Annotated in this window: 14 protein-coding genes; 11 read left to right on the top strand and 3 right to left on the bottom strand. The window is 49.5% G+C overall.

Features of this window, described 5'->3' with window-relative positions; all coding sequences use genetic code 11:
• Nucleotides 1-38: 38 nt before the first annotated feature.
• On the bottom strand, nucleotides 39-923 hold the full coding sequence (locus tag DW720_RS03210) for a LysR family transcriptional regulator (RefSeq protein ID WP_181357188.1): 885 nt from the start codon (nucleotides 921-923) through the stop codon (nucleotides 39-41).
• A 651-nt stretch (nucleotides 924-1,574) separates the two neighbouring features.
• Here DW720_RS03210 and DW720_RS03215 point away from each other — a divergent pair.
• Both DW720_RS03215 and DW720_RS03220 read left to right on the top strand, forming a co-directional pair.
• Nucleotides 1,575-3,080 (top strand): alanine/glycine:cation symporter family protein, encoded by a 1,506-nt coding sequence (locus DW720_RS03215; protein ID WP_118742925.1) that lies wholly within the window; start codon nucleotides 1,575-1,577, stop codon nucleotides 3,078-3,080.
• A 203-nt stretch (nucleotides 3,081-3,283) separates the two neighbouring features.
• A complete protein-coding gene (locus DW720_RS03220; protein ID WP_118468308.1) occupies nucleotides 3,284-4,024 on the top strand; it encodes a YoaK family protein in 741 nt (246 codons plus the stop codon).
• A 131-nt stretch (nucleotides 4,025-4,155) separates the two neighbouring features.
• On the opposite strand, the gene DW720_RS03225 is transcribed toward DW720_RS03220, so the two are convergent.
• Both DW720_RS03225 and DW720_RS03230 read right to left on the bottom strand, forming a co-directional pair.
• Nucleotides 4,156-4,968, bottom strand: coding sequence for an ABC transporter permease (locus DW720_RS03225; RefSeq protein ID WP_118491669.1), 813 nt, complete (start codon nucleotides 4,966-4,968; stop codon nucleotides 4,156-4,158).
• Complete coding sequence (locus tag DW720_RS03230; RefSeq protein ID WP_118491667.1) at nucleotides 4,958-5,740, bottom strand: ABC transporter ATP-binding protein; 783 nt, start codon at nucleotides 5,738-5,740, stop codon at nucleotides 4,958-4,960. The genes DW720_RS03225 and DW720_RS03230 overlap by 11 nt, the downstream gene beginning before the upstream one ends.
• Nucleotides 5,741-6,089: 349 nt before the next feature.
• Here DW720_RS03230 and DW720_RS03235 point away from each other — a divergent pair, with 349 nt between their 5' ends.
• The 9 genes from DW720_RS03235 to DW720_RS03275 all read left to right on the top strand — a co-directional run bounded on the left by DW720_RS03235 (nucleotide 6,090) and on the right by DW720_RS03275 (nucleotide 17,723).
• Complete coding sequence (locus DW720_RS03235) at nucleotides 6,090-6,923, top strand: carbon-nitrogen hydrolase family protein (RefSeq protein WP_022358927.1); 834 nt, start codon at nucleotides 6,090-6,092, stop codon at nucleotides 6,921-6,923.
• Nucleotides 6,924-7,035: 112 nt separating this feature from the next.
• Nucleotides 7,036-8,151 carry a helix-turn-helix domain-containing protein gene (locus tag DW720_RS03240; protein ID WP_118652444.1) on the top strand — a complete coding sequence of 372 codons (1,116 nt, stop codon included), beginning with the start codon at nucleotides 7,036-7,038 and terminating at the stop codon, nucleotides 8,149-8,151.
• A gap of 194 nt (nucleotides 8,152-8,345) precedes the next feature.
• Nucleotides 8,346-9,935, top strand: a complete 1,590-nt coding sequence (locus DW720_RS03245; RefSeq protein ID WP_118749251.1) for a sensor histidine kinase — start codon at nucleotides 8,346-8,348, stop codon at nucleotides 9,933-9,935.
• A 179-nt stretch (nucleotides 9,936-10,114) separates the two neighbouring features.
• Nucleotides 10,115-11,173, top strand: coding sequence for an ABC transporter substrate-binding protein (locus tag DW720_RS03250; protein ID WP_117796237.1), 1,059 nt, complete (start codon nucleotides 10,115-10,117; stop codon nucleotides 11,171-11,173).
• Between the two features lie 189 nt (nucleotides 11,174-11,362).
• Nucleotides 11,363-12,877 (top strand): sugar ABC transporter ATP-binding protein, encoded by a 1,515-nt coding sequence (locus tag DW720_RS03255; RefSeq protein WP_118749252.1) that lies wholly within the window; start codon nucleotides 11,363-11,365, stop codon nucleotides 12,875-12,877.
• A 2-nt stretch (nucleotides 12,878-12,879) separates the two neighbouring features.
• The gene (locus tag DW720_RS03260; protein ID WP_118472223.1) at nucleotides 12,880-13,938 is read left to right on the top strand and encodes an ABC transporter permease; all 1,059 of its coding nucleotides are present in this window, start codon (nucleotides 12,880-12,882) and stop codon (nucleotides 13,936-13,938) included.
• Nucleotides 13,939-13,941: 3 nt separating this feature from the next.
• Nucleotides 13,942-14,955: a sugar ABC transporter permease YjfF gene (locus DW720_RS03265; RefSeq protein ID WP_107000590.1), complete on the top strand. Its 1,014-nt coding sequence runs from the start codon at nucleotides 13,942-13,944 to the stop codon at nucleotides 14,953-14,955.
• 456 nt (nucleotides 14,956-15,411) lie between these two features.
• Nucleotides 15,412-16,614, top strand: coding sequence for a sugar ABC transporter substrate-binding protein (locus tag DW720_RS03270; protein WP_118749253.1), 1,203 nt, complete (start codon nucleotides 15,412-15,414; stop codon nucleotides 16,612-16,614).
• A gap of 137 nt (nucleotides 16,615-16,751) precedes the next feature.
• Complete coding sequence (locus tag DW720_RS03275) at nucleotides 16,752-17,723, top strand: ABC transporter permease (protein ID WP_107000588.1); 972 nt, start codon at nucleotides 16,752-16,754, stop codon at nucleotides 17,721-17,723.
• Nucleotides 17,724-17,740 lie beyond the last annotated feature (17 nt).

Genomic DNA, 17,740 nt, shown 5'->3' on the forward strand with positions numbered 1-17,740 from the left:
CCCAAAACTTTCATCTTAAGTTTCTAAAAAGCATCTGACTATAAAAGTGGCCCTTCTAACTCAAACACTGTCCGCTGCAGCTGCGCGATCAGCAGGCTGGCAGCTGGGGACGCTTTTTTGGCTGACGGAATCCGGACACCGAGCACGCGCTCCATCGGCGGATTGAGCGGCAGCCGGACAACATTTTTAGAAATATCACGGACGACCAGCTCCGGCAGGATGCAGACGCCCAGGTTGTGGCTGACCATCGCGAGCATGGAGTAGGTGTTCTGCGAGGTAAACGACGGCTTTGGCGGTGTGATGCCGAGCTGCTGGAACTGGCGCAGCAGGTCATTTTCACCTTTTTCTTCTATATAAGAAACCTTGGGGAGATCCTTTAAGTCAAAGCGCTCATATTCAGCATAAGGGGAATCGTTCGCGCAGACAGCCAGGTAGGGTTCTTTTTTCAGGGGAAGCCAGTCCATCTTTCCGTCCGGGTGGGGGCCGACGATGCCGAAATCGATGGAGCTATTTTCCAGCCATCCTTCAATCTCCTGTGAACACCCCTCCAGCACTTCAACGGTCATATCCGGGTAATCGGTAAGAAACTTTTTGAGGGCGGGCGGCAGCCATTGGACGGAAGCGCTTAAGTAAGCGCCGATCCGGATGTGCCCGGTCTGGACACCCCGGATGGAGGCAGCTGTCTGATCAAAATATTCCGCCGCCGCCAGCGTCCGCCGGATCGGGGAAAGCAGAGCCTCGCCGTTCCGCGTCAGGGCAAGTCCTCTCTGGGAACGCGAAAACAGGGAAAACCCGAGTTCTGTTTCAATATTTCGCAGCATATGGCTTGCCGCCGACTGCGTGTAACCGTTTTTCTGGGCGGCACGCGTCAGGTTATTTTCTTCTGCAATGGCTAAAAAAAGCCGCATATCTTTGAGATCCAAAAAATACTCCCTCCATTTTCGTAATAAGCGTTCGGTCTGATTCATAAAATGTACAGAGCTGACAGATACCAAAGGAGGATGAGAAGATTTGTAAGAATTATGTAGAATACGAATCTGATTCATACGGAATATCCGGGCGGATTACATGGGTGCGTGTGCGGCGGACATTCATTCCGATGGCTCTGCCAAGTGTCCCTAGTATATCATATTCGTGAAAGAAATGGGAGAAAAAGATAGAAATATGCCTACGATCTCAAATACAACATAAAAAATTCATCTAAATGAAACACACAAAAAGTTAAAAAATAAACAAATGGTAAACAAAATTCATGAAACTCCGAAAGAAAATGGACAAAATTCTGAACGGGAGTCTAACGGAAAATGGCGCAGTTGTAGACAAAATATCATGATATCTTGTGCATTTATACTAATTGACGCTCGAAAAAGTGCAATTTATTTCATGAAAAAAACAGAGGGATTCATGATTCTATGCTATATCATGAAAACTCTGCATAATAAATTCAAATAATTTTGTTGAACAAATTTCACTTTAGTGATATAATTTTTTCAAAAGCAAGAAGTTTTTTGAGCGAATTGAAAAACTTGCTTAGCCAGCGCGCGGCACTACATCAAATAAAGGGGGAACTTTATATGGAAGCAATTAACAACATCGTCAGTATGTTGAACGGACCCATTTGGGGCGTTGGAATGTTAGTTCTGATTGTTGGTAGTGGTTTATACTTTACAATCCGTCTCGGCTTTTTCCAGTTTGTTCATTTTAAAGATATGTGGAGCCGAATCATTGACAAGTCGGAGTCTGAATCCGGTATTTCTTCATTCGCATCCTTCTGTACAACCATGGCGATGCGTGTTGGTACCGGTAACGTAGCCGGTGTAGCCGTAGCTCTTTACATGGGCGGACCTGGCGCACTCTTCTGGATGATCATCGCTGGTATGACAAACTCTGCTGTTTGCTTTACTGAGTGTACATTATCCGTACTTTATAAGAACCGTATCGATGGTCAGTATCGAAGCGGCGGCGCTTACTGTGCTGAGAGAGGTCTTGGCTGGAAAGCTTATGGTACCTTCTATGCAGCATTCTTCGGACTGGGCGTTGTATTATTCATGCCGGCAGCAGCTACCTATACAATCTGCGATGGATTTAAGAACGCTTTAGGTATTCCGATGTGGATTACGGCTCTGGTTATCGCACTGGCTATGGCAGTTGTAGTTATGGGTGGTGTTAAACGAATCAGTTCTGTAGCATCTATGCTGGTTCCGCCGATGGTAGGCATTTACCTGATTGCAACCGTTGTTATCTTAATCGCAAACGCAGGTCAGATTCCGAGCGTTATCGCTCAGGTTGTATCCTGTGCATTTGGTTCCAAAGAAGCTCTTCTGGGCGGCGGCGTTGGTATCGCTATCCAGCAGGGTGTTAAACGAGGCACATTCTCATCTGCATCTGGTATGGGTGAGTCCATGCCGACCGCAGCAGCAGCAGAGACCAGCCACCCGATTAAACAGGGTATGGCAAACGCAGCTGGTGTTTGGCTGGATACCGTTATCGTATGTACCGCTTCTGGTCTGATGATGCTCTTAAGCGGATGCTACAATACACAGTTTGGTTACATCGGTGGTACCGGTGCAATGCACGATCAGATGGCTCAGTTAGCAGCAGATGGAACATATGGCGTTATCTTCGTTCAGAATGCCTGCAGCACCGTTATGGGAAGTATTGCTCCGCTGTTCGTTGCTATCATGCTGGCTCTGTTCTCCTTTACATGCTTAATCAGCTACTATTACGAGGGCGAGACTTCGGTTCTTTACCTGTTCCAGGGCGATGATAAAGCAGCTACCCGTAAAGTAGTTATCAGAATTATGCAGATTGTTATGCCTATCCTTATCTTCATCTGGGGCAATATCGATTCCGGTCTGGCTTGGAACCTTTCTGACCTTGCACTTGGTGGATCTACATGGATCAACATGTTAGTTGTACTGCTTCTGTCTCCGAAGGTATTTGCACTGTACAAAGACTACGAAGAGCAGATGAAAGCAAAGAAAGACCCGTACTACAACCCGGATAAGCTTTGCTGGAAGGGCGTAGACGTTGAGATGTGGAAAGACATCAACAAAAAACGTATCGCAGAAGATAAATAATCGAATGTGAATCGTTACATATTATTAGATATAGAGCTTAACTCTTAGAGTCTAATATAAAAGGCAGTCCCTGTCGTGTGGCAGGGGCTGCTTTTTTGCCATTATATAGATAATGTCTATGATAGAAATGGTAATTTTTTGTAAATTGTCATTGACGATCCAGCCGCCGCGCGATACAATCAACCGCGAAAGGCGGTAATGGTATGGTACAGAAAGTGATTCGGGATCGCCTGGATGCGATCCTTCATTGGAATATATCCCTGGTCGGAGGATTTCTCGGAGCCTATGCGATTTTGCTTCATGCCGGAAACTTTGGCTCTGCTCAGACAGGCAACCTGATGGAGATGGGAGCGGAACTGGTATCGATGGAATGGTTTAACGTCCTTCTGCGTCTGGCTGCGCTGGTGCTGTTTGGACTGGGCGTGGCATCCGCATATCTGCTCACGAACTTTACGAAGATAAACATGCGGAAACTTGCCCTCTGGGTGGATGCGGCTGCGCTGGCACTGGCGTCGATGCTGCCGCTTGAACCGGCGCTGGTCGGAATTTATCCGATTTTCTTTGCATCCGCATTTCAGTGGGGCGTCTATTCCGGTGCCGACGGATTTAACAGCGCGACGATCTTTATGACGAACAACTTCAAACAGTCGGTGCTTGGCTGGCTGCAGTACGGTCTGACAAAGGATAAGGAATTTAAGAGAAAAGCAATTCTTTATACCTATACGGTCATCAGCTTTTTCCTGGGCGTGGTACTCGGAGCGTGGGCGGTCGGTCAGTTCGGCATCTACAGCGCCTATGTAGGCTTTTTGCCATTGGCGGCTGCGAGAACCTTTATCGCGGTCGGTACGGCTCCGCTTGAAAGCGAGACTCCGGAGGAGACGGCAGTCGAGGCGGCAGAGGAGATGGAAGAAGCAGAGAAGCTGGAGAAGGAGCAGAAGCTGTAAAGTCTGTTCCCTGCAAGTTTTCTACAAGATGCAGGAAAGAAAAGCGGCAGGAAACAGGCTTTGGCGGGAACAGGATGCGGAAAAATGCAGGCGCTTAAGAACAGCAAACGTGAAGCAGTGGACAGATTGCTTTAATGCTGGTGATATTGCTGCTGTAGGAATTTTCCCAGTATTCCTACTCCTTGATATAGCGCCGCAGACATAATACATAAAAGAATAATACTCATCACAACCATATCCATCTGGAATACCTGTGAGCCGTAGATGATCAGATATCCGAGTCCCTGTTTGGCAGCGAGAAATTCACCGATGATGACGCCGACCAGGCAGAGACCGATGTTGACCTTCATGTTGGCGAGAATCAGCGGGATTGAGCCTGGCAGCAGGACTTTGGTTAAAATATGAATCCGGTTTCCTCCGAGGGACCGGATTAATTTGATCTGGTCGGGATCTATCGAGGAAAATCCGTTGTGGAGTGTCAGGATCGAGCCGAAGACAGCGACCGAGATGGAGGCAACGATGATCGTGCGGATGTTGCTCCCAAGCCAGACGATGAGAATCGGGGCGAGGGCGGATTTCGGCAGACTGTTGAGCATGACGAGATACGGCTCCAGAATCTCTGAAAGATTCCGGCTCGACCAGAGGAGAACCGCGCCGATCAGCCCGCAGAGGATGACCAGTGTAAAGCTGATCAGCGTTTCATAGAGCGTCACGCCGGTGTGGATGAGGATGCTTTTGTCCTGCATCATCCGCAGGAAACAGCGCACGGTGCGTGACGGGGAACTGAAAATAAACGCGTCGATGAGCCCCAGTCGGGCGCTCATTTCCCAGCATATTAAAAAGAAAACGAATAAGAAAATCCGGCAGAAGAGAACCAGACGGCGCCGATGGAGCTGGCGGCGGAGGTAGGCTTTCTGGGCGGTGGACTCTTTCTTACATTTCATACTTTTTGCCCTCCCCTTGCAGTGTCTTCCATAGTTCATTGAAATAAAGAGAAAAAGCCGGATCATTCCGGCGTTCCAGCGGTCGGTTAGCGGACAGAGGGAAGGTAACCGGCAGGATGCGGCAGATGGTTCCGGGGCGTTTAGTCAGAACCAGGATGCGGTCGGCGGCACTCACGGCTTCGGAGAGGTCGTGGGTGATCAGAATCGCTGTTTTGCGGCGCTCCCGGATGATGGTGCTGATATCGTCGCAGACGGTTAAGCGTGTCTGATAATCGAGCGCCGAAAATGGTTCGTCGAGAAGCAGAAGCTCCGGTTCTAGCGCCAGTGTCCGGATCAGGGCGGCGCGCTGGCGCATTCCACCGGATAGTTCGGAGGGGCGGGAATGCTCAAATTGTTCCAGTCCGTAGATTTTTAAGAGCCGGTGGAGGCGGTCTTCCGCGGCATGATCCATTTTTTTCTGAATTTCCAGCCCGAGGGCAGCATTCTGGATGATCGTCCTCCACTCGAAAAGCTGGTCGCTTTGCAGCATATAACCGATGCGGCACTGGCTTTTCGAGAGCGGAACCCCATTTATAAGAATGGAACCTTCTTCCGGCGGCAGGAGCCCGCTGATTAAGGAGAGTAGCGTGGATTTTCCACAGCCGGACGGTCCGACAATGGCGATAAATTCGCCGGTTTCTACCTGAAATGATATATCAGAAAGGGCTTTCGTCTCCCCGGATATCGTGTGGTAGGAGTAGGAAAGCCCGGAAACTTCCAGAATGGGCGGCATAAGCAAATACCTGGGTAACTGTGTATCAGTGGGACAGTTACGCTCCTTGAAATATTCTTACTTTAATAATATGCGGAAATGAAAAGCCGGGTTACTGTACACGGGTAGGCACTTTTGGAACCGAAAGTGCCGTAAGAAAACGTGGTGGCAGCAGGAATTTGCCGTATTGAAATGCGAAGCCACGGCAAATTCCGTTACTGGACACGCATACGTGCCCAGTAACAGCCGGGTTACAGGTTGTGTGAGAAGCGCCTTGCATTGGTTGACCCGTGTGGAAAAGAGATGCTATAATAAAATATAGGTAATTGTGGAGAGAAAAGCGCTTATAGACAGGATACAGGGGGTATTTATGATACGCAGATATACAGTGGCATTGATGCAGATGGATACACAGAATGATAAAGGAAAGAATCTGGAGACGGCATGCGCCTGGATTGACGAGGCGGCGGCAAAAGGGGCGAAGCTTATCTGTTTCCCGGAGGTGATGAATCTGATCGGCAAAAATATCGGTGAAGGCGGCGGACGCGAGGAAATTCCGGGGTACACGACCGAGCGCCTCTGCGCGAAAGCGAAGGAACACGGCGTCTATATTCACGGGGGCAGTATCACGCAGGCACTTCCGGGGGAAAAACGATCGGCAAATACGAGTGTGCTGATTTCGCCGGAGGGGAAGATTCTGGCGACATACAGCAAACTGCATATGTTTGACATCACGCTGGCGGACGGCACGCCGTACCGGGAGTCGGACCGGGTCAAACCGGGCGATTCGATTGTGACGGTGGAGACGGAGCTGGGCGTTTTTGGAATGTCGATCTGCTATGATGTGCGTTTTCCGGAGATTTACCGGCTCATGGCGCTTCGCGGGGCGCAGGTTATCTTTGTTCCAGCGAGCTTTACGATGCCGACGGGAAAGGATCACTGGGAGGTTCTTCTGCGGGCGCGGGCGATCGAGAACGGCTGTTACATCGTGGCACCGGGACAGATTGGACAGAAACCGGCGTATGCAGCATACGGCAACAGCCTGGTGGCAGATCCGTGGGGAACGGTGATTGCACGGTCAAAGGATGCACCGGGGATCACCTATGCGGAGATTGATTTAGATTATCTGGATAAGATACGGAAGCAGATTCCGTCGCTGGAAAACCGGCGGAGTGATTTGTATGAAGTGAGTGAGAAGAAGTAAGGTGTGAATATTTTCAGCCGGCAAAATGGCGTCTGGACGGAAATGAAAAACGGGTGTATTCGGGCAAATGGATAAAAAGGACAGAGAAAAATGGAGTCCAGGGGGGAAAACCATGGTAAAGGTGTTTCTGGTAGAGGATGAGGTGATCATCCGGCACGGTATACGGGATAATATTGACTGGGCGAGCCACGGATTTGAATTTGCGGGGGAGGCGGGCGACGGCGAGTACGCGTATCCGCTGATATTGAAGGCACAGCCGGATATTCTGGTAACGGATATCAAGATGCCGTTTATGGACGGGCTGGAGCTGAGCCGTCTGGTGAAAAAGGCGCTTCCGCGCACGCGGATCATCGTGCTCAGCGGCTATAATGAATTTGAATATGCAAAAGAGGCGATCAAGATAGGAATCAGCGATTATCTGCTGAAGCCGGTATCCTCGGCGGGACTCATCGATGCGTTGAAAAAGGCGGCGGACGAGATCCGGGAAGAGAGGGAAAAATCAAAGCTTCTGGAGAGGTATTTTGTCAGCTACGAAAAATATACGGAATTTCTGGACAAAACGGATTATAGCGGCGTTGACCGGAAGCTCATCAACGATTTTTTAAAGCTCGGCTCAGTCGAAGAGTGCAGTCCGTTTGTCGAGGAGTATTTTGCAGCGATCGGTGAACATAATTACAAATCGCTCTTGCTGCGTCAGTATATGACGATGGATATTTTTTACTGTGTGCAGGAGTTTTTGAAGAAATTGAAAGCGGAGCCGCCGGAGGTTCCGGAAAGTGCGGTTGACATAAAACGGGTTCCGAAGGTGATCGAGAGCGTGGAGATGACGAAAGCCTATCTGGTCGATGAGTTTACGGTTGCCCTGCAGGCGCGTGACCGGGCATCGAACGACCGTTATGGCAGCGTGATCCGGGATGCAAAGGAATATATCCGGGCAAATTTCAGCCAGAGCGACCTGTCGCTGAACCGGATTGCCGCGCATATTGGCGTCAGTCCGAGCTATTTCAGTTCGATTTTCAAGCAGGAGACGGGGCAGTCTTTTGTGGAGTATCTGACGCAGGTGCGGATGGAACGGGCATGTGAACTTTTGAAATGCACCTCCTACCGGACGTCTGAGATCGGGGAGCAGGTGGGATACAACGATTCACACTATTTCAGCGCGGCGTTCAAAAAAGCGATGGGGCAGTCGCCAAAAGAGTATAAGGCGAGCCAGACGCGGCAGGAGTAAGGAAGGTATGTACTCTCGGAGTCTTTCTGCACTTGCTTTTGTGGCTGATTTTCCGCCAGCTGCACCCGAATTTCATCAACGTACGTACCGCGTACGCCTCAGAAATTTGGGCACAACTGACAAAAAATCATCTCACAAAATCAAGCACAGAAAGATTCCGAAAGTACATAGGTGTTCAAAAAGGGAGGAAAGATATGGGAGTGGAGCAGGGGCAGATTGGAAAAACAGAAGAGATGGCAGATTTGAATAAAAATCAGGATCCGGGCGTTGATTCGTTATCCGCTGCCCGTCCATATCGCCCTCTTTCTCTCCGCGCCCGTCTGATCCTTCTCCTCTTCGTGATTGCCATTCCATTAACAGGCATGGCGCTCGGGTTCCAGAAGATGATCGCCTCCTATTCTGCTTCCTATGACGCGATTCTGGCGAATCTAAAGACGGCGAATGAGTACAACATAAAGTTCAAATCGGATATGGAGTATTCGATGTACCGTGTTATGATCGGGCTGATTGACGCGGAACAGTTCGAAAATGGAGATATTGTCGAGGGCGAGACGAAGTATGCGACGGTGGTCAAGAATCCCCACAGCCTGATTGCGTCGGCGAGACAGGCGTTCGGAACGACGATCGAGCGGGAACCGGGGTCGGACTGTGATATCAAGATAAGAGGTATCCTCTCCTGTCTGGATTCCCTGGAGCGGGCAGTGGATAAAATGATTGGAAATGCCGCCGCCGGTGGATATTACGATGAAAATGTCAATATCTGGGAGAATGACATCCAGGGTCTGTGCTCGATGATTCAGGATTACATCACGCAGTATACCTATTATGAGATGATCAACATGGAGCAGCTTCAGAAAGAGCTGAAGGTGCAGATGGCGGATCAGATGCAGAGCTATCTGGCGCTTCTTCTGGTGGTGCTGGTGGTCGGTATGTTTCTGGCAGTCACGATCACGAAATCCATCACGGAACCGCTGCAGCAGTTACAGAGGACGGCAGAACAGCTCGGCCGCGGGAACCTGAATGCGAGGGCGAGAACGGGCGGACTGGAAGAGATCAACGTGCTGGCACGGGCGTTTAACCAGATGAGCGACCGCATCCGGCGGCTGCTTGATAAGACGAGGCAGGAGCAGAAGAACCTGCGGGAGCTGGAGCTGCGCCTCCACCAGGAGCAGATCAGTCCCCATTTCCTCTATAATACACTTGATTCGATCGTATGGATGGCAGAGGGCGGCAACAACCGCCAGGTCGTGGAGATGACGACGGATTTAAGCGACTTTTTTCGCACGGTTTTATCGGGCGGGCGCGATTTCATCACGATCGAGGAGGAAGAATCACACATCCGGAGCTATTTAAAGATTCAGAAGATCCGGTACGAGGACATTCTCGACTATTCGATCGAGATCGAGCCGTCCATCCGGCACCGGATTGTGCTGAAAATGCTGCTGCAGCCGCTGGTGGAAAATGCCCTCTACCACGGCATCAAAAATAAGCGCGGCGGCGGATGCATTGTGCTCCGCGGCTATGAGGATCGGAATGGGCTTGTCTTTGAGGTGGAGGACGATGGGATTGGCATGGATGAGGCGGAGCTTGCCGCCGTGCGCGCCAAGCTGACACTGGAGCCGGAAGAGGAACTTGCCCCGATCGGCAGCGGCGGATTTGGGTTACATAATGTGGTGCAGCGGATTCAGATGTATTATGGCGATCAGGCTGAGATCCTGGTTGAATCTGAAAAGAATATCGGCACCTGCTTTAAGGTTTATTTGGGAAATCAAAAAAAATCATAACTTTTTCGAAAAAAATTGTAATTTTTTAAAGACATACCCGGAAAAACACAGAAAACGACAAACATCGCAAAAAAATAATATACCTTTTTCCAAAGATGCCCCGTATCCATGATGCGGGGTACTTTGTTATAATAAATACGCAAAAACAAATATATTGGGTCTTATAAGGAGGAAACAGTATGAGAAAAAGATTAGTGTCCGCAGCTTTAGCAGCAGCAATGGCGTTATCCATGACCGCTTGTACAAGCAATCCGGCTGAGAAAGAGACGGAGGCAGCAGCTCCGGCTGATACAGAGGCAGCAGAAGAGGGTGAAGAGAAAGAAGCGGCAGCAGACGGCGATCTGATTACCGTAGGTTATGCACAGGTTGGTGCTGAGTCTGACTGGAGAACAGCCAACACCGAATCTTTCAAATCTACATTTACTGAGGAAAATGGTTACAAACTGATTTTCGACGATGCACAGCAGAAACAGGAAAATCAGATTAAGGCAATCCGTTCTTTCATCCAGCAGGGTGTTGACTACATTGTAGTTGCTCCGGTTGTTGAGACTGGATGGGAGACCGTTCTGGAAGAAGCAAAAGAGGCTGGTATCCCGGTTATCCTTTCTGACCGTCAGATGCAGCTTTCTGATGACAGCCTGTATGAGGCATGGGTAGGCGGAAACTTCGTAAAAGAAGGCGAGACCTGCGGCGACTGGCTGGCTAAATACTTAGAGGATCAGGGACGCGGCGACGAAGAGATCAACATGGTTACCATTCAGGGTACCATCGGTGCATCCGCACAGGTTGGTCGTACGGAAGGTATGGATAACAAGCTGAAAGAGCACTCCAACTGGAAGATGCTTGACAGACAGTCTGGTGAGTTCACCCAGGCAAAAGGACAGGAAGTTATGGAGTCCTTCTTAAAGAGCTATGACGACATCGACGTTGTTATCTGTGAGAATGATAACGAGGCATTTGGTGCCATCGATGCTATCAAGGCAGCTGGCAAGACCTGTGGTCCGGACGGCGACATCATCGTTGTAAGTTTTGACTCCGTAAAGGCAGCTTTCGAGTCCATGATCGCTGGTGACTTAAACGCAACCTTCGAGTGCAACCCGCTTCATGGTCCGCGTGTAGCTGAAATCATCCAGAAGCTGGAAAAAGGCGAAGAGGTTGAGAAGATTCAGTACGTAGACGAAGCATACTTCGATACAAGCATGGATCTGGAAGAAATCTTAAAGACAAGAGCTTACTAATTCGATTTTGAATGGTATTTTTAAATGTAAATAATCGGACAGGCAATCGCTTTTGACCGTAAGTGAATGAGTGTCAGACCGGAGGTTTCGGCGGACGGCAGGCACTTGGCAATCAGGAGGCGCGGGGCTGGAGGCTTAGGTTTCCGTCCCTGCGCTTTCTTTTTCAAAAAATAAGGAGGCAAAGCTTTTATGGAAAAGGATTCCGTTCTTGAGATGAGGCATATTTATAAGACATTCCCGGGTGTAAAAGCTCTGCAGAATGTGGATTTTACCTTAAAAAAAGGCGAAATTCATGCCCTGATGGGGGAAAATGGCGCAGGAAAATCCACGCTGATCAAAGTCCTGACGGGTGTAGAGGAGTTTGAAACAGGGGAAATCATGATAGACGGCTGCGATCATGCGATCATCAACCGCAGCCCGCAGGAGGCACAGAACCGGGGCATCAGCACCGTGTATCAGGAAGTCAATCTCTGTCCGAACCTGACGGTTGCAGAGAATCTGTTTATCGGACGCGAACCGCGAAAAGGCGGATTGATTGACTGGAAAACAATGAATAAAAAGGCCAGCAAACTGCTGCAGGACCTTGACATACATGCAGATGTAACACAGACGATCGACAATTATTCGATTGCAATTCAGCAGATGGTAGCGATCGCCCGTGCAGTCGATATGTCGGCAAAGGTATTGATTCTTGATGAGCCGACTTCATCTCTCGATGATGGGGAGGTAGAAAAGCTCTTTAATCTGATGCGCCGCCTGAAATCCGAAGGCGTCGGCATCATATTCGTTACCCATTTCCTGGAGCAGGTGTATGCAGTCTGCGATAAGATCACCGTTCTTCGGAATGGGCAGCTGGTAGGACAATTTACGACGGCGGAGCTTCCGAGAGTCCAGCTGGTTGCCAAGATGATGGGAAAGGATTTCGATGATCTGGCAGCGATCAAGAATTCCAAGAGTGAGGAGAAACACGGCGAAGAGGACATCGTCATCAAGGCGGTGGGACTCGGAAAGAAAGGATACATAAAACCGTTTGATCTGGTGATTCACAAGGGTGAAGTTATCGGATTTACCGGGCTTCTGGGTTCGGGACGTTCTGAGACGGTTCGTGTCCTCTATGGAGCGGAAAAACCGGATGAGGGCGAGCTGAGCGTCAAGGGCAGACCGATCGCGGCGCGCCACCCGCTGACTTCGATGAATGCCGGCATGGCATATCTGCCGGAGGATCGGAAAAACGAGGGTATCATCGCGGATCTGTCCGTGCGTGAGAACCTGATCATGGCCCTTCAGGCAAAACGTGGTATGTTCCACCTGCTCAGCCGCAAGCAGCAGGAAGAATTTACCGATAAGTATATTGATATGCTGCAGATTAAGACCGCCAGCCGTGAGACACCGATCAAATCACTCTCCGGCGGCAACCAGCAGAAGGTAATCATCGGACGCTGGCTTCTGACCAACCCGGATTTCCTGATTCTGGACGAGCCGACCCGTGGTATCGACGTCGGAACCAAGACAGAGATTCAGAAACTGGTCGTAAAACTGGCAGAACAGGGCATGGCAGTCGTGTTTATTTCTTCCGAGATCGAGGAGATGCTCCGTACCTGCGACCGCATGGTCGTTATGCGCGATGGCGCAAAGGTAGGAGAACTTTCCGAGGATGAGATGAACCAGTCCAACATTATGTCAACCATTGCAGGAGGACAGTAGCTATGAAAAATATGACGTTCAAAAAAATTACCTCGCAGAGGCTGTTTCTCCCGATTTTCTGCCTTGCGCTGGTATTGCTGGTAAATATCGTCACGACGCCGAACTTCTTCGCGATCGAGGTGCGGAACGGCGTTCTCTACGGATACTTAATCGATATCATCAACCGTGCGTCAGAGCTGGTGATTCTGGCAGTCGGCATGACGCTTGTCGTATCATCCTCCGCTGGAACGGATATTTCCGTCGGCGCGATCATGGCGGTCAGTGCGGCAGTCTGCTGCAACCTCTTAACCGGCGGCGAGCGCGCAGCAACTGCATATGCCAATCCGCTGATTCTCGGCTTCCTGGCAGCGCTCATCGTCGGCGCGGCGATTGGCTGCTTCAACGGTTTTCTGGTTGCAAAGTTAAACATCCAGCCGATGGTAGCGACTCTTATCATGTTTACCGCCGGGCGCGGTATCGCCCAGCTGATCACGGATGGACAGATCACATACGTGCGCGTGGACAGCTACCGTACCCTGGGCGCTTCCCTTCCGGGATTCCCGGTTCCGACCCCGTTTATCGTGGCGGTCGTCGTTGTGGCGCTGACTTCATTACTTTTGAAGAAAACGGCACTGGGTATGTACATCCAGTCGGTCGGTATCAATAAACGGGCGTCCCAGCTTGTCGGCATCAAGTCGGTTATGATTATTTTCCTCACCTACGCGTACTGTGGACTCTGTTCCGGTCTTTCCGGTCTGATTGCTTCCAGCCGTATCTACTCGGCGGATGCGAATAACATCGGTCTTAATATGGAACTGGATGCGATCCTGGCAGTTGCCATCGGCGGAAACTCCCTCGGCGGCGGTAAATTCTCGCTGGCAGGTTCTGTCATCGGCGCGTATACAATTCAGGCGCTGACGACCACCCTGTATGCGATGCACGTATCCTCGGATCAGGTTCCGGTTTACAAGGCGATCGTGGTTGTCATCATCGTAGCACTCCAGTCACCGGGATTCGCCAGATGGAGAAAATCTCTGGCACAGAAAAAAGAACTGGGCGCGGCAGGAAAGGAGGCGGCATAAATCATGAAAGAAAAGAAGAGATTAAATCAGAACACGTTCCTGCTTCTTGTCACGATCCTGCTGTTCTTCGTGATGTACGCGATCGGCTGCGTGCTCTTTAATGCACAGGGCTTTGCCAAGACACAGAACTTCTTAAACCTCTTTATTTCCAATGCGGGTCTGATTGTCATCGGTATCGGCATGACGATCGTCATGATCACCGGCGGTATCGATATCAGCGTCGGTTCCTTCGTGGCGATGGGCTGTATGATGTTGGCATGGATGATGGAAAAAGGCGGTATCGGTGCGGTTCCGGCGGTTCTCATCGTGCTGGTGACCGGGATTGTCTTTGGTCTGGTACAGGGATTCCTGGTTGCCTACATGGATATTCAGCCATTCATTGTTACCCTGGCGGGTATGTTCTTTGCCCGCGGCATGACTGCGATCATTTCCAAGGACATGATCAGTATTACGAATGAAACTTTCATGGCATGGGCGAAGATGAAACTTTATATTCCGTTCGGCGGCTATCTCAACAAAAAAGGCATGATGATTTATCCATATATCTATCCGACGGTTGTGATTGCGCTGGTTCTTCTGGTTCTGGCATTTATCATGCTGAAATATACGAAATTTGGACGCAGCATTTATGCGATCGGCGGCAACGAGCAGTCAGCGCTGATGATGGGCTTGAATGTGCGCCGGGTAAAACTGAAAGCCTATATCCTGGACGGTTTCCTTTGCGGCGTCGGCAGTGTCCTTTTCTGTCTGAATACGCTGGGCGGCTTCGTTGAGCAGGCAAAGGGCTTCGAGATGGATGCGATAGCTTCCTCTGTTATCGGCGGCACGCTCTTGACCGGCGGCGTCGGTAATGTATTCGGAACCCTGTTTGGCGTCCTTATCAAGGCGACGATCGAGGCATTTATCACTTTCCAGGGAACCCTTTCTTCCTGGTGGACCCGTATCACGATCGCGGCGCTTTTATGCTTCTTCATCGTGCTTCAGTCGATCCTTGCGATGGTAAAGAAGAAAAAGTAGAAATTCTCTTCCGGAGACAGACAAACCGGCATGAATGTCTGGTATGACAGCATCAAGATAGAACAGTCAAAATGACGGGAAATATCCATGCAAAGAGAGAGAAGACATCTGAAAAAAGTACAGTACATATTAGAAACAATATAAAGCTGTATTCTCTTGATTCGACATAATTCGAGAGGAAATCAGCAAACCTATACATGATGCATAAATATTTAGCGAAAACAGCCGCTTTGATTTATGCATCATTTGTATTTCTGCTAAAATGATGTCAAAATCAGGCGTTAAATTTATAACAATATACAAAATAAAATACAACTTTATGAAAAAATGCTCTTGTATTTACTTGCACAATTTGTCCTGGATTGTTATAATAAAGTTACTAAAAGTTGTGAAAAGCAACAAAGCAGTGCGGCTGGGGTGCCGCTTGCAAAGAAAATTTTATGGGAGGTAGTTAGAATGAAAAAAATGTTCAAACGTGCCGCTGCATCCGTGACAGCAGCAGCGATGGCAGTGGGCATGACCGCATGCGGCGGCTCTGGAGCAGCAAATGCGACACAGGCAGCAGATGCTTCTGCAGCAGAAGGAAGCGGGGCAGCAGCTTCGACGATCGACAACAAAGACATTAAGATCGGTGTTTCCATCTGGTCCTCCACCGATGTACTTGGTTCCCAGTGCAAGCTGATCATCGACGAGGCAGCAAAGGCTCTGGGCGTTCAGGTTCAGTATGTTGACCAGGGTCATGTGTCGGAGAAAGTTACCGCATCCGTAGAGCAGTTAGCAGCAGCAGGATGCCAGGGTATCATCATCTGCAACTCTTCTGATACAGAGATGACATCCGCTATTAAGACATGTAATGACAATAAAGTATATCTGGCACAGTTCTTCCGTGTTATCAGCCAGGAGAACAGCAAGGATATCTATGATTTAGCAACCGCATCACCGTACTACATCGGCGCTGTTCATGAGAACGAGCCGGAGAACGGTGAAAAATTAGTTCAGATTCTTCTGGACAAGGGCGACAGAAACATCGGTCTGATCGGCTGGGAGCAGGGCGACGCTACCTGGCTTGGCAGATGGGAAGGCTACAAAGCTGGTGTTGAGAAGTGGAACGCAGAGCATCCGGATGATCAGGCAAAACTGTCTGAGCCGCAGTACGCAGGTACTTCTTCTGAGGGTGGTTCCAAGGCAGCAGAGGCTCTGATGTCCGCAGATCCGACTCTGGATGCACTGATTCCGGCAGGCGGCGGCGGTGACCCGCTTCAGGGCGCTATCGCAGCAGTTGAGCGTGCAGGCAAGACTCAGGATATCGACATCGTTTCCACAGACTTCCTTCCGGATCTGGGCGAGAGACTTGAAAATGGTTCTATGGCCGGTGAGTCCGGTGGACATTACTGCGATCCGCTTATCGCTTTCATGATGGTTTACAACGCAATCAAGGGCAACTACACAGGTATCGAGGGCAACTTCGAGGATGTTCCGTTCCCGTATCTGTATGTATCTTCTCCGGACGACTACAAAGCATATGAGCAGTACTTCGTAGATCAGCTTCCATACACCGATGAGGAACTGGTAGCTATGTCCGAGCTTAGCCTGGATGACCTGAAAGCAACTGCAGCTGGTATCTCCATCGAGGATGCTGCACAGAGAGCAGGCAACTAATTAGTTCAGAAACTGATTCAAATTATAGAATTTTAAGAGGCTGAATGTAATAGAAAAGGCCGGTATCGCACGGCGCGATGCCGGTCTTTTCTTTAAAAGAAAAAAGAAACTGAGCAGTTATGAATGAGGTATAAAATATGGGTTCTTCTGTTGTTGAAACAACCGGAAAGAAAAAACTTTCGGGAACTGCCAAGGGTTATATCATCCTGGTGGGTTTGGTAGTGCTTTCCTGGGCGATTTTTAAAGCTTTGACGCCGGGCAATTTTGGTTCTCCGGCCAATATGCTGAGTTATTTTCAGGCCAGCCTGATCGCGACGGTTGGCGCTGTTGGTTTTTACTTTGTTATGGTTATGGGTATGTTCGATTTCTCCATCGGCGCGAACATCATGCTTTCAGCGATTGTAGGCTGTGTATTTGCCTCTCGTTTCGGCATGGGATATGCCGGTCTTATCATCGGCAGCGTGCTGACTGGTACGATTGTCGGACTTTTAAACGGTGTTTTTTATGTAAAACTCCGTATCCCGTCCATGATTGTAACGACGGGTCTGGCTCTTATCTATGAGTCGGTTGCCAACTACATCGCAGGCGGCGTGGAGCAGACGCTTCCGTCCAACCTCCGTGCATTCGGACAGATGCCGTGGAACATTATTCTGGCACTTCTGGCATGTGTGGCAGCTTACATTTTCTTAAATTATACAAAGATTGGTACGTATACATATGCGATCGGCAGCAACGAGTTCGTAGCGAAAAACATGGGTATCAATGTTAATAAGTACAAAGTACTTGCATTTATCTTGAGCGGCGCATTTTTAGGCGTTATGGCGATTTTAACGATCAGCTACGGTTCCTCCATGGTAGCGGTAACCGGTATGGCGTCGATGAGCCGTAACTTCGTTCCGACGATGGGATGCTTCTTCGGTCTGGCATTTAAGAAATATGGTATGCCGCTGCAGGCGATTGTCATCGGAGAGTTCGTTATCAACATTATTTTCTTTGGTTTCATCGCGATGGGCGCACCGACAGCAATTCAGGACGTTATCACGGGTCTGGCACTGTTAATTATCATCACGCTGACCACAAAAGCAGAAAAAGGCGAGATTGTCAAGTAAATCGAGGGAGGAAATGC

Origin of the sequence: Clostridium sp. AM27-28, assembly GCF_003480955.1 — a bacterium.
GTDB classification, from domain to species: Bacteria; Bacillota; Clostridia; order Lachnospirales; family Lachnospiraceae; genus Otoolea; species Otoolea fessa.